The sequence below is a fragment of the Salinimicrobium sp. TH3 genome (genome assembly GCF_026676115.1).
In the GTDB taxonomy this organism is placed as follows: Bacteria; Bacteroidota; Bacteroidia; order Flavobacteriales; family Flavobacteriaceae; genus Salinimicrobium.
On the sequence record NZ_JAPONB010000001.1, the window covers coordinates 78,469 to 93,719 of the forward strand.

Consider the following 15,251-nt stretch of genomic DNA (forward strand, 5'->3'; position numbering starts at 1 on the left):
CCTAATGCATAAGTTCCTCCTTTGCCTCCTTTTCCTTTTTACAACCACTTTTAGCTTCGGAAGAGGGATAATTGTTACCACAGCAGTTGATACTACAAAAATTGATACTACAAAAATTGACACCACAGTAGTTGATACCACAGTGGTTGATACTACCAAGGTTGTAAACGAAAAGATCAATTACTGGGAGGAAACCAACAAGGTAGGGATCAACCTTAGTGAAGTGGCTTTTATCAACTGGAATTCGGGTGGAAATAATTCCTTTTCTGCATTAATGCATGGACTTGTGGGCAGGAAATACAAGAAAGAACTTTTGAACTGGAATTCAACTCTCGTAATTAAATATGGATTCAATGCGCAGGAAGGAAGGGAGCTCCGGAAGACCGAGGATAATCTTGAGATCAATTCAAACTTTGGGTATCGCCGGGATTCAATTTCCAACTGGTATTATTCGGCTAAATTTAATTTCACCACCCAGCTCACATATGGATATCGATATCCAAATACCGAAGCACCCATTTCGAAATTCATGGCTCCCGGTTATGCCTTTTTGGGGGTTGGAACCGAATATTCTTCTCCCAAAGAAGATCTCACTGTTTACATTTCCCCGGTGACCCAAAAATCTACTTTTGTGCTGGACCAACGGCTTGCCAATGAAGGAATGTTTGGGGTAACCCCTGCCATTAGAGACGAGGAGGGGAATATTTTAAAAGACGGGGAAAGGGTGAGGACCCAACTTGGTTTCCTGGTGAGTAGTGAATTTTCCAAAAATATCTTTGAAAATATTGCGCTCAACAATAATTTAAGGTTGTATTCTGATTATCTCAATAAATTCGGGAACATTGATATCGACTGGGAACTTAATCTCGACCTGCAGGTAAATGATTATGTAAAAGCAAATGTTGGTTCACATTTAAAATACGACGACGATGTCAAGTTTAAACAGGATTTGGACGGAGATGGGGAACTGGAAACCGGAGGACCTAAGGTACAGTTTAAACAACTTCTTGGAGTAGGAGTGGTTTACTCCTTTTAATCCTCAAGATCTATTGCTTTTATAACTTTTTGAATGTTGGTAGTTCCTGCTCCTGTCATCTTAAAAATGTAAAGTCCCCGGGCTGCTGAAGTGAGATCTAATTCCACGGGTTGATTTGCCTCCAAGGGAGTCGTGACAACCTGTACAAGCCTCCCCTGGAGGTTGTAAACAAATACTTCGGCGTTTTGAACATCCTCTCCTGAAATGATCTTATAAGTTCCTGCTGAAATCGTGGGATAGACCTGAATCTTGTTTTCTCTTACCACGACTTCACCACGTTCTTCTGCTTCCTCTATGGCAGTTTTGAACTGCCCTGAGAAAATTCCGCGGCCATATGAGGCAGCATAGGCCTCATTTTTGCCTTTTTTGAGATCCAGATCTGTAACCTTCACGTCACTCATTCCATTATATGACTGTGTCCAAACCGGTTGACTGCTATTAAAATTCTCAGTAGCCCAAATACCCAGCTCTGTTCCAATGATCACTTCATCTTCATTTAGCGGGTTGGGCAGGATGGAGAGCACCGGTAAGTCGGGAAGATTCCCTTCCTTATTTTCCCAGGTAGGACTGGCGGCATTGGCATTGGCAGTGTACCAGATGCTCTTTACTCCGTAGTTGTAAAATGTAACATATAATTGATCTTCAGTTTCTCCATATTCAACATCAGAAATACTTCCAACAAATTGTGGTCCTGTGATCTCCTTCCAGGTCGCATTTGAAGGATTGCCATGGGCGTTTTCAACTTTAAGCAGTTTTGAGTTAATAAGTCCCAGAAGGACCGTGCTGCTCTGGGTTGAAAAAGGTGAAACTGTGATGGTGCTAATGGAGGTGTCTAAAAGTGGATTTTTAAGAGAGCTTCTGGGTGCAATGGGAGAATCCCGTTCAATTCCATCATCTCCTAAAGTTTCAATTTTAGTGAGATCTTCGTACCTGTAAAGAACTCCTTCAGGTCCATTCGAATAAAGAATATCCAGGTTGGAATCCAAAGCCTGCGGATTTATAAAAAATCCATCTCTATCTTCATTATTTGCTATTAGAGAATATCCTTCTTTTTCATAATTGTAAAGGACAATAAGATCATTGTAGATCAAATTTGCAATAAAATATTCTGTATTTACCTGATCATAGAAGGAATGTGCTCCATCTCCTCCAAGAATGCCCAGGGAAGCAGGATTTCCATTTTCGAGCAATAAACTTCCGTTATCCTGGGTGCCTCCAAGGAAATAATCCCCGTTCGCAAATGAAGCCGGAGCTACAGCAACAGAATAGAACTGCGTGGTAATATAATTCACCTCGGGCGTAATGAATACCTTTGAAGTACTTGCCGATGCAAGGTCACGTGCGAAGGAAACGCCGCCGTCATGTCCAAAAATTGCCTGGTTGGTATTGTTCGGTCTAAACTTCATCACGTGATGATCTGCATGGACTTCAGAAACCGGAAGTTCGTCCAGGTTATCATTGTCTGCCCATTTTGAAATTTGCTCCCAGGAATCGCCGCTGTTGGAGGATCTAAAAAGGTCTATTCCTCCTACATAGACGATTTCGTCGTTTGTGGGGTCAGACTCTATCATGAGATTGTAAAAGGCCTGTCCTCTTGCAAAATCATAGGGAGGAATGTCAAGATCGGCGTCATTTGGTTCATTAAGCCGGGAGATAGTTTGAAACGCATCTGTAGTGATCCAAAGGGATGCTTCTTCCATTCGATCTTCAGCAAGAATATAGAATTTTCCAGGATCTGTGGCAGAAGCTTCTATCTCTGTGCGGTAAACTTCGGGTATGGTGGTTATTTCAGACCAGGTTGTACTTGTTCCCTGTTCACGCTTAAAAATTTTTCCGCCGAAAGAATTTTCCTCTCCCGGGGAATAAGTTGTAGATGCCCAGATATTTCCGTTAGCATCTGTTTCAAAATCATTAAAAGATTCCTCTTCAACAACTTTGTTCCAGGAAGATCCTCCGTCTTTACTTCCGTAGAGACCTCGTTCAAAAAATCCCAATAAATTCTGCGGATTTTGGGCGTTGGCATAGAGGTGTGTGGAAACCCCTATAAAGATCTCGGTGCTGCTGCCATTATCCCAGGCTTCAATGTCATTGATGTAATAAACTCCTCCAATTGCCCTAATATTTGTTCCTCCTCCCGAATTTGAGAATTCCTCAACGTCCAGTACTTTATTCCAGGTTTTGCCGCCATCTGTAGTTTTATAGACTCCGGTACCTACCACATCTCCCCCTGTGTATTGCTCCCCGGTACCGGCATACCAAATATTTGAATCTCTTGGGTCAACCGTAAGGCAGGAAACATTGAGATTTGCCGGTAACCCTTCTACTTGTCTCCAGGCCGAGGATTCACTGGTGATATTATTATTTACCCATAGGCCTCCACTTATAGCACCGGCAAATACTTTGTTGCCCGAGGGATCATTAGGGTCAAATAGCAATACCCTGGTGCGGCCTCCCACATTATTAGGTCCTCTGGAAACCCATGGATGTTCATTACTGTCCCCGGGAGATTTGCTAAAATTCTTGCTTTGTCTTTGCCTTAGAAGTTGTTCGTGAAGTTCCCTGACCTTATAGGGTTCAGGGTATCCCAGGGCAGGATTCATGGTAAGATAAGCCATTTCCTCATAATATTTTTTTGGAGGAAGAGCTCTTTTAATTCTTTCAAGGCGGGAAAATCCCTTGTCCTTGTCGGGCTTATTTTGCTTCAGAAATCCAGAATGTTTCTCCCTGATTTCAGAAATATTATTTGTGGAGATATCTTCCGGGATAAGGTACAGGCCAAAAACTACGGCAAACAAAAGAACCGGAAGTATAAAATTTATACGTTTATTCATATAGGGATAACTAGCTAACTTCCGAGGAAATCGATTCTGCAAAATACAAAAATTAAATTTTCAAGCCTTTAAACTTTTTAAATGAGGCAACAATATTGCTGTCGGTTAAAGAGGAAATATAGCTACATGTCTTAATTAGCTTGTCATATACTGGTAAATCTTCAAAGTGACCCGCTTCGGGAATTAGTTTAAGCACCAGTTTGTTGTAATTGGTTTGTTCCCCATTCACTGGAAGTAAGGCATCTGTATAAGTGTCGAGAAGGTGAGACAGCATTTGGTAACCGGCAATTTCCTTACTTATCACCTCTTCACTCTGGTAGATCTTATCAATACTTATTTTGATGATATCGGTGATTTGCGCTTCATATTTGCTCCTGTCAAATAATGCCTCATGGAATTCCCCTTTTAAGATGGCTTCTTCATATTGCATAAAGATCTCCACGGCTTCTGTAAGAAGAGTATTAATTGCTAAAGCCCTTAGATAACTAAGCCTGTCTGCCCGGGTTTGCAGATTGTGGTATTTCTCGGTAATTATTGAATCTTTTACAAGATTGATCAAATATTCCAGCGCATATTCCTCCTGAATAAGGCCCAAATTGATCCCGTCTTCAAAATCTATGATGGTATAGCAAATATCATCGGCTGCTTCCACAAGAAAGGCGAGGGGATGCCTGCAGTAACTAATATTCTTTCCCTTACTCGTGGAAATAAGTCCCAGTTCCTGTGCTACCTCTTCAAAAAAGGCTTTTTCTGACTGAAATATTCCAAACTTCTTATCGGCTATTCGCGAAGTGGGTTTATGCGGAAGGGATTCCTTTGGGTATTTTATAAAAGCTCCTAAAGTAGCATATGAAAGCCTTATGCCGCCGGGAATGCCGGGGCGATCTTCTGTGAGGATTTTAAAACCATTGGCATTTCCTTCAAATTTCGTTAGATCCTGAAATTCTTCAGGTGTAAGCATTTCCTGAAACCTTTTTCCATTGCCATTGCTGAAGTATTCGCCAATAGCCTTTTCACCCGAATGTCCAAACGGCGGATTCCCAATATCATGTGCCAAAGCAGCCGCAGCTACAATTGCACCAAAATCATTCATTTGGTAACCATGGGTCTTCTCCAGTTGCGGATGCTTCTCCAGGATCTTTTGTCCTGCAAGTCGCCCCAAAGAACGACCTACTACTGAAACTTCCAGACTGTGAGTGAGGCGGGTGTGAACAAAATCGGTTTTAGACAATGGGATCACCTGCGTTTTATCCTGCAGGCTTCTAAAAGCTGAAGAAAAAATGATACGATCATAATCCACTTCAAAACCTAACCTGGTCGCATTCTGTTCTTTTCTTAACCTTTTATTTGTGTCTCCTGCTTTTCTCAGCGAAAGCAGCTGCTCCCAGTTCATCATTTGGTATATTTTTTCAGTAAAGCTTCAAAAATAAACAATGAGCAATAAACAATAATCAATTAAGAGGTAATAAAAAAGAAAGCATCAAATTCCAGGCAACAATTCCAAATGCGATTAAAAGGGAAGTGAAAACAATTGTCATTTCTACAGAGCGTCTGCTTTTGCGAAAAAGCGGATGCGACGAGAAATCTGTCATTGGAGAACAGTCTTGAGGTTTTTCGGAGAAGTAATTTTATAAACTTTGGTAAATCTACTTTCAATCTTGAACTAAAAAACCCGTAACTCGAAACCCGCAACTACAGAATCTCACATCTAATATCTCACATCTAATATCTCATATTTACGAGCCGCACATCAAACAATCATCTCCTTCTGCTTCCTTGGAGCTGGCGATTAGGGCACGCAGTTCTTCCGGGCTCAGAGAAGTTCCTTCTGGAATAGGTACAGCCGATGGTTTTGGTGCTTCAGCAGGAATTTCTTCTTTCTTTTCCTCTTTTGCCAGGGTGAATTTAATGGCGTCAACCGCACTTTTGGTACGCAGGTAATACATTCCGGTTTTTAGTCCGCTTTTCCAGGCGTAGAAGTGCATGGAGGTAAGCTTTCCGTAATTCGCGTTTTCCATGAAGAGGTTTAGCGATTGTGATTGATCAATAAAATAGCCGCGGTGACGGGACATATCAATTATGTCCTTCATGCTGAGCTCCCAAACTGTTTTGTAAAGCTCTTTAAGATCTTCAGGAATTACGTCTATATTCTGCACAGAACCATTGGATCGTAAAATGGCATTTTTGACATCCTCGGTCCAAAGGTTTCTTTCTACCAGGTCTTCCAGTAAATGCTTGTTCACAACAATAAATTCGCCTGAAAGTACACGACGGGTGTAAATATTTGAAGTATAAGGTTCAAAGGCTTCATTGTTTCCAAGGATTTGCGAAGTGGAAGCAGTTGGCATAGGCGCAACTAAAAGGGAATTGCGAACCCCATTTTTGAGCACTTGTTTTCTCAGTTTTGCCCAGTCCCATCTTCCGCTGAGGTCTTCGTCGTTGATCCCCCACAGGTTGAATTGAAACTGACCTTTGCTCATTGGTGAACCTTCATAGGTTGAATAAGCTCCTTCTTCTTTAGCCATTTCCATAGATGCAGTAACTGCAGCAAAGTATAGCGTTTCAAAGATCTCCTGATTCAGCTTTTTGGCAGCATCACTGGTAAATGGAAGTCTTAGTTTAATAAAAGTATCTGCCAGTCCCTGGACTCCAAGCCCCACAGGGCGGTGCCTGAAATTTGAATTTTCAGCTTCCTTCACAGGATAATAATTCCGGTCGATCACCTTATTGAGATTCCTGGTCACTCTTTTGGTGATTTTAAAAAGTTCCTTGTGATCGAATTCATTTCCTTTGATGAACATGGGTAGTGCAATGGAAGCCAGGTTGCATACTGCAACTTCATCTTCGTTGGTGTATTCCAGGATCTCTGTGCAGAGATTGGAGGAACGGATGGTTCCAAGGTTCTGCTGATTTGACTTCCGGTTTGCGGAGTCTTTGTACAGCATGTAGGGCGTGCCGGTTTCGATCTGCGACTCCAGGATCTTCTCCCACAGGTCGCGCGCTTTTATTGTTTTACGACCTTTGCCTTCAGCTTCATATTTTAAATATAGTGCTTCAAATTCGTCTCCGTGAATATCATATAAGCCGGGGCATTCGTGCGGACACATAAGCGTCCAGCTTTCATTCGCTTCCACCCGTTTCATGAAAAGATCGGGCACCCACATCGCATAGAAAAGGTCCCGGGCGCGCATTTCTTCTTTTCCGTGGTTCTTTTTGAGATCAAGAAAATCGAAAATGTCGGCATGCCATGGCTCTACGTAAATTGCGAAAGATCCTTTGCGTTTTCCGCCACCCTGATCAACATAACGGGCGGTGTCATTAAAAACCCGAAGCATAGGTACAATCCCGTTGGAAGTTCCATTGGTGCCCGAAATATAAGAACCTGTAGCCCTTACGTTGTGGATAGATAAACCAATTCCGCCGGCAGATTGCGAGATCTTTGCAGTTTGTTTCAGCGTATCGTAAATGCCATCAATGCTGTCGTCTTTCATGGTGAGCAGGAAGCAGGAAGACATTTGCGGCTTTGGCGTGCCCGCGTTAAAGAGAGTAGGCGTGGCGTGGGTGAAATATTTCTTGGACATGAGCTCGTAAGTCTCAATTGCAGCCTCAATATCATCGGGATGTATCCCTATGGAAACCCTCATGAGCATGTGCTGCGGTCTTTCCGCAATTTTTCCGTTGATCTTGAGTAGGTACGAACGCTCCAGTGTTTTAAACCCGAAATAGTCGTACTGGAAATCCCGGTTATAGATAATCGTGGAATCCAGGAGCTCCTTATTCTGCTGAATCACCTCATAAACATCATCGGCCAAAAGAGGGGCTTTCTGACCGGTGCGTGGGTTGACATATTCATAAAGATCTGTCATCACCTCCGAAAATGTTTTTTTGGTGTTCTTATGCAGGTTAGAAACCGAAATCCTGGCGGCAAGTTTAGCATAATCTGGGTGGGAAGTGGTCATGGTGGCTGCGATCTCGGCAGCAAGGTTATCCAACTCACTTGTGGTTACCCCATCGTAAAGTCCTTCAATCACTCTCATTGCCACCTTCACAGGATCGACAAGCTCGTTTAATCCATAGCAAAGTTTTTTGATCCTTGCGGTGATCTTATCGAACATAATGGGTTCTCTGCGGCCGTCTCTTTTTTCTACGAACATAATTTGAGGATTTAAATTAGAAGCCCCTCCCTGCCTCCCCAGAGGGGAGGAGATGGTAGTGGCTGTGGGTTATAATTAGTGGGCTTCACTTTTGTGAAGCAGTAGATATTTAGTTCCCCCTGTTGGGGTAAGGATTTAGAAATCGGCGTCGAAACTAATCTTATCGGCGTCTTTGTCTTTATTCATCACTCCTGCTTTTTGGTACTCACCAACTCTCTTTTCAAAGAAGTTGGTCTTCCCCTGCAGGTTGATCATATCCATAAAATCAAATGGATTTGCAGTACCGTATTCCTTCTCACATTCCAGTTCTACAAGAAGCCTGTCGGCGACAAATTCCAAATATTGAGTCATCAATTTGGAGTTCATTCCAATAAGACTCGCCGGGAGAGACTCAGTGATAAATTCCCGTTCAATATTTAGAGCATCAACAATGATCTCTCTAATCCGTTCTTTTGGCACCTTATTCACCAGGTGGTTGTTGTGCAGGTGCACGGCAAAGTCGCAGTGAACACCTTCATCCCTTGAAATGAGTTCATTTGAGAAGGTGAGTCCTGGCATCAATCCGCGTTTTTTCAGCCAGAAGATAGAACAGAATGCGCCCGAAAAGAAGATCCCTTCTACAGCCGCGAAAGCGATAAGCCTTTCAGCAAAAGAATCAGATTCTATCCATTTAAGGGCCCACTGCGCTTTCTTTTGGATAGCGGGGAATACTTCAATAGCTTTAAAAAGCTGATTTTTTTCCTTCTCATCCTTGACGTAGGTATCGATGAGCAGGGAGTAGGTTTCAGAATGGATGTTCTCCATCATGATTTGGAATCCATAGAAGAATTTAGCTTCAGAATATTGTACTTCATTGACGAAGTTCTCTGCTAAATTTTCGTTTACGATCCCGTCTGAAGCGGCAAAAAAGGCAAGAATGTGCTTGATGAAATATCTTTCATCCGATGTTAATTTTTGGTTCCAGTCAGTAAGGTCCTGGTGCAGGTCGATTTCTTCTGCAGTCCAGAAACTTGCCTCCATTTTTTTGTACCAGTCCCAAATGTCGTGATGCTTGATTGGGAAGATCACGAACCGGTCCTTGTTCTCCTGTAAAATGGGTTCTAACTGAGCCATGATATATATTATTTAGTTGGTTGGTTATTACGGTTATAACAAATATTGCGAATTATGTAAGAGTTTCTCCTACAGCAGCAGAAAGCTTTTCAACAAAGTTTTCAACATGACAAATAATTTTTGTTATTGAATTTATGTTAAACCCGGGATGCAGATAAATAAAAATGAGGAAGTTAATGCCTGTTAAAGAATTTAAGAACAGTTGATGGTAACAGGGGTTTTAACTATAAAAGAAAGGCCGGAAACGCCATTTTTAGAGGGACTGGATTTCAAGTCTTTTCCCTCCTGCAGCAGCCGATTCGTATATCTTTTCGAGCACAATTATATCTTTTAATCCATCTTCTCCTGGAGCGATCAAAGGCTTATCGTTTATTATGGCCAGGGCATCATCATCCATCTGTACTGCCTGTTGGTTTTTGCCCATAGGTGAAAGGATTTTACCATCGCTGGTTCCTCCTTTTACCCCGCTGTAAGTCTGGAAGGGTTGTAGATAATAATAGCCATCGCGGCAGGAGATTTCCAGGTTGTTCATGTTTTCCCCGAAGCTTGTGCGGCAGTGAGCAGTAATTCTATCGGGAAACTCGAGGGTAAATTCCATAGTTTCATCAACTTGCCTAAAAAGCTCAGGCCGGCTGGTGGACGACCTCGCCGAAACTGCAATGGGTTCTCTGCCCGTGGAGTAGCGGGAGGTATTTAAAGGATACACTCCCATATCGTACATGGCGCCGCCTCCCATCTCTTCTACTGCACGCCAGCCGGGATTACTGCTGAAGAAACCCGCTTTGGCCGTTAAATTCTGAATGGGACCATAAGGATTTGTCTCTGCCCACTTCATCATTATACGGTTATTCTTTTCATGCTGAAGGCGATATCCAATAGCCAGTTTGACTTTATTCTTTTCGCAGGCAGTAATCATTTCCCGGCATTCCTTGGAATTCATTGCCATAGGTTTTTCGCACCATACATGTTTCCCTGCATTGGCCGCTATGATAGAGTATTTTGCATGCATTGAATTTGGCAGCACGATGTAAATGACATCAATATTGTCATTTTTGGAAATCTCGTGCATGTTCTCATAGTTGTAGACATTAGCATCGGGAATGCCATATTTCTCCTGCCAACGCGGAATTTTTTCGGGACTGCCCGTTACGATACCGCGGAGTTCACAATACTCCGTTTGCTGCAAGGCAGGAGCAAGTTGGTATGTGCTGTAGCCTCCTAGGCCAACCAGGGCCACGCCTAATTTCTTTTTTCCTTCAGCAAAAAGTATGTTGGGAATAGGCAGGCTTAGGGCGGTTAATAATAAACCTGATTTTTTAAGGAATGTCCGACGGTTGTCCATAATTACGGGTTGCACAACTTAAATCTAAGAAATTCAGGAGAATTTTATGATTCATACCCAAGAATCTTCTGAAATTTCTTGTTTACAATGGCTAAGGAAATTTTACCTGCCTCCCATGTTCATACTTTGATAATTAGAGGTTTTTACGGAAAATGGTTTTTTTTCAATTCCCGTGCAGGTCATGCTCACATTTTTTTCAGGATTATTTTTATCCTTCATCTCCATTGCCATCATTAATCCTCTGCCATCCTTTATCCAGTCGGCATTAAGTCCCTTCGGAACATTCTTTTGATTTTTCTGATATAGGTCCCTAAAACTTACTCCTGCTTCCTCTGTAACATAGAATTCAAATATATTATCGGCATTTTCTGTGCGATAGCCCTGGCATTCATAGCCCAGGATAGTTTTCGTTCCAATTTCTTTGAATTCCATATCCTCATAAGGATTTTCCAGGTCCATATCCTCTTCAGAAACATTGTTGCGGGTGGCCATTACCATCTTATTTCCATCTGAATTCATGTACATGACCGTTAGATTATTTTTATTGTCCAGGACGGTGAACATATTTTCGGCCTGCGGGATTTTTATACCCACATAAGGTGCATTTTCTTTAATGTGATATACCATGTCCATTTCCCCTTCGGTGGTATTCATTTTTAGGGTGTATTCCCAGTCAAAGTCATAACCTTCAGGAATCTGAGACTGATCCACCATATCCATTCCCATTGGGAAACTGGAATTTCCAAGCTGGTTTTCCCACATATTGTTGAGGGACTTATCGGTTTCCTCGGCAGCTTTATCTGAAATATTTTCTGTTGCTGCATCTTCAACTTTCTTTTCAACCTTCTTTTTAAGCTTTTTGAGAAATTGTGCTTCTGCTGGCGTAGTTCCGGCTAATAGGAAAATGGCAAGAACTAAATAAATAAGATTTTTCATAACTGTAGAATTTTAAGATTTGAGCCTTTGTGAAACAAAGAGGCTAAAAATATTTTCAGAAATGGGGGAATCCTGCTTTAGGGGAAGATAGTAGCAGAAATGCAGCATAAAGTTAAGAAAAATTAATGGAATACAGCTTGTAACAGTTTGGTTAACAGGTGCATGAATATTATAAAGAAAAGAGGGCCGCTCGTATTGTAGCATTAGGGCAAACAAAAAATCCGGAAGGTATGGCTTGTGCAGGCCATACCATTCCGGATTCATTTGAAATTTTGTTCTCTTCCTTCAGCTGCAACTTTAACGAAGATTAGAAGGGGGGAAGAACATGTTATAAAGTTGCGACTATTAAAATTAAATTTTTACGAATTCTACTCTTCGGTTGTTGGATTTTCCTTCGGGGGAAGCATTGTCTGAGACTGGAACGGTTTCTCCCATTCCTTTGGTCTGCATCCTGGAACTGTCAATTCCCAACCCGGTAAGGGCTTCTTTAACAGCAATTGCCCGCTGTTCACTTAACTTCAAGTTGTGACTGTCATCCCCGTCTGAGTCTGTGTGACCTTCTATGCTAAACTTTAGGTCTGCATGTTCTTTCATTAAAGCAGCGATCTCATTAATTACGCCCATTGATTCAGGTTTTAGGCTGGCTTTATTTACATCAAAGAGAATTCCGCGGGTAATGAATTTGCCATCGGCCACGATGCGGTCGTATAGTTTTTTTCCGCCTTCAGCGATTTTTATATTCTTGATTGCAAGAATATGATCCTTCTGGCCATCTTCTATTTGAATACTAATAGTTTGAGGGTCCAGTTCAATATTGGGAATGTTAAGAATACGCTCTTCATCAATGAAAACTTTTAGAGCCCGCTGATTATAAGAAATAGCAATATGCTTCCAACCCGCAGTTCCATCTGGATTCTGCGGTCCCTGTTTCTCAAATTTCTTATCCTCCTTATTTGCTCTGGTAATTATTGAAGCTCCATTCTTATTAATTCTCAATGGAAAAACTACAAGGTTTTCATCTACTTTTCTTTGCGTGTCATTACCCGGATAGAACCTTACAATATAAGTTTGCCAATAGGAGTAGGCGTCATTGAAAAAGGCGTCGAACTCTACCGTAAAGATTTCGGGCAGGTAATCCTTTTTATCGATAAGAGGAGTGATAATCGAACTATTGTCCAACCTAATGATCTTTACATCACCAAGAGATGCGTTTTCGGCATTTCCACTCACGAGGTCCCATCGGGAGGGGAATTCCCCATTTTCTTCCCTGCTTAGATCATCCTCAAAGATGACGTCGTCCCCTGGAACAAAGTTGTATTTGCTCCAGGTCTTATCCGGGAGGGAAGCAGTTTTTTCGGATTGGTTGGAGGTGGAGGCCGGGGATTCCTGTTTTGGTTGAGAGGTAGGCTCAGGAGCCTCTTTGTTGTCGAGGATTACATCCATGGCTTCGTCGGTCTTTTTTGTAACCTTCTGCTCTGTTTTTCTAACGACAGCATTTTCTGCTGCCTGTTCTGCTTTTTTGCTTAACTTTTGGAGGAACTGGGCCTCAGCCGGAAATGAATTCAACAGGAAACCGGCCATCACGAGAAAAATTAATTTCTTCATAATTACTCAATTTAATGGTTAGCGGGGGATAATTACAACAGACGAGGGGAAGGGGAAAATGTTACAGGGCAGTCCCGGAATTTGGTTTTTCTGCAGCAGCAACAGCCAAATTTAATTAAAAGATTAATTGGTTTTTAGGTAGTTATGAAAAATTTTCCGGAGTGGTTAGGCTTCCTGCTCCTTTAGCTTTTCGGCTACTTTCTCAAGTTCGGCATACCAGTCTTCCCCATATTTTCTTATAAGGGCTTCTTTTACGAATTTGTAAACCGGTACCTGGAGTTCTTTTCCAAGGGTGCAGGCATCATCACAAATGTGCCAGTGGTGGTAGTTAACAGCCGAAAATTCTGAATAGTCTTGGGTTCGAACAGGATAGAGGTGACAGGAAACAGGTTTTTTCCACTTGATGTCACCCTGGTTAAAGGCTTCTTCTATTCCGCATAAGGCGGTGCCTTTCTGGTCAAAAGTGACATAAGCACAGTCTGCATTATCTATAAGCGGGGTTTCGTATTCCCCGTCCTTTCCAATAATGGAAGTTCCCTGTTTTTCAATTGCTTCAATCCCTTCTTTTCGAAGGTGAGGCTTTACGAGGGGGTAAATATCTTCAAGAATATGGGTCTCGGCTTCTTCCAGTGGCGCCCCGGCGTCACCCGCAATACAACAGGCTCCCTTACAGGCAGAAAGGTTGCACACAAAATCCTTTTTAAGGATCTCTTCTGAAACTATAGTTTTTCCAAGCTGAAACATTTGGCAAAGATAATTTTTTCAGGCAGTTAAATTCAGGTTTAATTTTGTTAAAATTTCAAAGTATAATCCAAATTGGATCATTTCAAAGTACTTTTGCAAGCTAGTTTTTCAATATGGAATTAAATTTCAGGGAAATAGCGACCGCAAGTATGATCCTCTTTGCAGTTATTGATATTATTGGTAGTATTCCAATTATTATTGATCTGCGGAAGAAGGCCGGTCATATACAAAGTGAGAAAGCTACCGTAGTTGCAGGGATCCTGATGATCGCCTTTCTTTTTGTTGGAAAGGAAATCCTGAATTTGATTGGGATTGATGTGAATTCCTTTGCAGTGGCGGGTGCACTTATCCTGTTCTTCCTGGCACTGGAGATGATCCTGGGTATTCAGCTTTATAAAGATGATGCGCCCGAAACAGCAGCTGTTGTTCCCCTTGCATTTCCACTTATTGCCGGTGCCGGTACCATGACCTCCATTTTAGCATTACGCGCCGAGTATGCCACTATGAATATTATTGTCGCCATTATTATAAATATTATTTTTGTTTACATAGTCCTCAAATCATCGGGAAAAATTGAAAATTTTCTCGGGAAGCAGGGGATAAACGTGATCCGGAAAATCTTTGGGGTCATTCTTTTGGCAATAGCCGTAAAACTTTTCGCTACCAATATTAAGAGCCTGTTTATATGAAAATCCTCATTTATTTTTTAATTGTACTGGCCCTTGGCCTAATAGCATATAACGCAACATTTTTAGACTTCCAAAACACTTTTTCGGGAGATAGTAAAACAGCTTTAATAGGTATCCTGGCTTCGAGTATTGTTGTGGTTCTCATGGTGATTCTTCTCATGTCCCGGGCTATATCCAAGAAGAGTGGAGAATAGGAATTTTGACGCTCTTATCGTAGGTGGTGGCGCGGCAGGTCTTTCCTGCGCCCTTTTATTAGGATCTGCTCTTTCCAAGCCATTTTGTGCAGATAAAAAAGTAGGTATTATTGCACATCAACGTGCTTCACATCTTTCCAGTGCTTTACTTAATAACGTGCTGGGGGTCCCGGCAGGTACTGCCGGGAAAGATATCCTTTCTTTGGGTGTGGAACAGCTGGAAACTCTTTATCCGGAAGTGGAGATCATTCAGAAAGAAAAGGTGCTGAAAATGACATTTTCAGAAGGTAAATTTGAAGTTTACACGAATAAAAATTCTTACACTTCCTCAATAGTAGTTTTAGCGACAGGATACGCCAAACCCTTCACTATTGATGGCCTTGAAGACTATCTCGTGCCTCATAAAAAATCAAAAACTTCGAAAGACAGAGTACAGCTTACAAATATTGATCACCTTGTGAAGCCGGGTCTCTATGTTGCCGGCGCCCTTGCAGGTCACAGGAGCCAGTATTCAATTGCCTGCGGAAGTGGTGCGGCAGTAGCAACAGATATTCTTACGCTTTGGAATGACGGGGAGCAAACAAAGGTTCACGACAAGCTTAAGTAA

The 15,251-nt window shown here is 42.0% G+C and carries 12 protein-coding genes; 4 read left to right on the forward strand and 8 right to left on the reverse strand.

Features of this window, described 5'->3' with window-relative positions; genetic code table 11:
- Positions 1 to 4 precede the first annotated feature (4 nt).
- A complete protein-coding gene (locus OU683_RS00270) occupies positions 5 to 1,036 on the forward strand; it encodes a DUF3078 domain-containing protein (protein ID WP_268133999.1) in 1,032 nt (343 codons plus the stop codon).
- Here OU683_RS00270 and OU683_RS00275 read toward each other — a convergent pair.
- The 8 genes from OU683_RS00275 to OU683_RS00310 all read right to left on the reverse strand — a co-directional run bounded on the left by OU683_RS00275 (position 1,033) and on the right by OU683_RS00310 (position 13,761).
- The gene (locus OU683_RS00275; protein WP_268134001.1) at positions 1,033 to 3,867 is read right to left on the reverse strand and encodes a T9SS type A sorting domain-containing protein; all 2,835 of its coding nucleotides are present in this window, start codon (positions 3,865 to 3,867) and stop codon (positions 1,033 to 1,035) included. The two genes, OU683_RS00270 and OU683_RS00275, sit on opposite strands and share 4 nt — an antisense overlap.
- A gap of 52 nt (positions 3,868 to 3,919) precedes the next feature.
- The gene (locus tag OU683_RS00280; protein ID WP_268135036.1) at positions 3,920 to 5,260 is read right to left on the reverse strand and encodes a deoxyguanosinetriphosphate triphosphohydrolase; all 1,341 of its coding nucleotides are present in this window, start codon (positions 5,258 to 5,260) and stop codon (positions 3,920 to 3,922) included.
- Positions 5,261 to 5,603: 343 nt separating this feature from the next.
- Positions 5,604 to 8,021, reverse strand: coding sequence for a ribonucleoside-diphosphate reductase subunit alpha (locus OU683_RS00285; protein WP_268134002.1), 2,418 nt, complete (start codon positions 8,019 to 8,021; stop codon positions 5,604 to 5,606).
- 135 nt (positions 8,022 to 8,156) lie between these two features.
- Positions 8,157 to 9,134, reverse strand: a complete 978-nt coding sequence (locus tag OU683_RS00290; RefSeq protein ID WP_268134004.1) for a ribonucleotide-diphosphate reductase subunit beta — start codon at positions 9,132 to 9,134, stop codon at positions 8,157 to 8,159.
- Positions 9,135 to 9,387: 253 nt separating this feature from the next.
- Complete coding sequence (locus OU683_RS00295) at positions 9,388 to 10,476, reverse strand: Gfo/Idh/MocA family protein (RefSeq protein WP_268134006.1); 1,089 nt, start codon at positions 10,474 to 10,476, stop codon at positions 9,388 to 9,390.
- 102 nt (positions 10,477 to 10,578) lie between these two features.
- Entirely contained in the window at positions 10,579 to 11,412 is an 834-nt protein-coding gene (locus tag OU683_RS00300) for a DUF4412 domain-containing protein (RefSeq protein WP_268134008.1), read from the reverse strand.
- Between the two features lie 351 nt (positions 11,413 to 11,763).
- Complete coding sequence (locus tag OU683_RS00305) at positions 11,764 to 13,017, reverse strand: OmpA family protein (RefSeq protein WP_268134010.1); 1,254 nt, start codon at positions 13,015 to 13,017, stop codon at positions 11,764 to 11,766.
- A gap of 165 nt (positions 13,018 to 13,182) precedes the next feature.
- Entirely contained in the window at positions 13,183 to 13,761 is a 579-nt protein-coding gene (locus OU683_RS00310; RefSeq protein WP_268134012.1) for a DUF3109 family protein, read from the reverse strand.
- Positions 13,762 to 13,874: 113 nt separating this feature from the next.
- On the opposite strand from OU683_RS00310, the gene OU683_RS00315 reads away from it, so the two are divergent.
- From OU683_RS00315 to OU683_RS00325, 3 genes are read left to right on the forward strand one after another with little or no spacing between them, the layout of a single operon-like run.
- Positions 13,875 to 14,450: a MarC family protein gene (locus tag OU683_RS00315; RefSeq protein WP_268134014.1), complete on the forward strand. Its 576-nt coding sequence runs from the start codon at positions 13,875 to 13,877 to the stop codon at positions 14,448 to 14,450.
- Complete coding sequence (locus OU683_RS00320) at positions 14,447 to 14,644, forward strand: hypothetical protein (protein WP_268134016.1); 198 nt, start codon at positions 14,447 to 14,449, stop codon at positions 14,642 to 14,644. Before OU683_RS00315 ends, OU683_RS00320 begins: the two co-directional genes overlap by 4 nt.
- Complete coding sequence (locus OU683_RS00325) at positions 14,634 to 15,251, forward strand: FAD-dependent oxidoreductase (RefSeq protein ID WP_268134017.1); 618 nt, start codon at positions 14,634 to 14,636, stop codon at positions 15,249 to 15,251. The genes OU683_RS00320 and OU683_RS00325 overlap by 11 nt, the downstream gene beginning before the upstream one ends.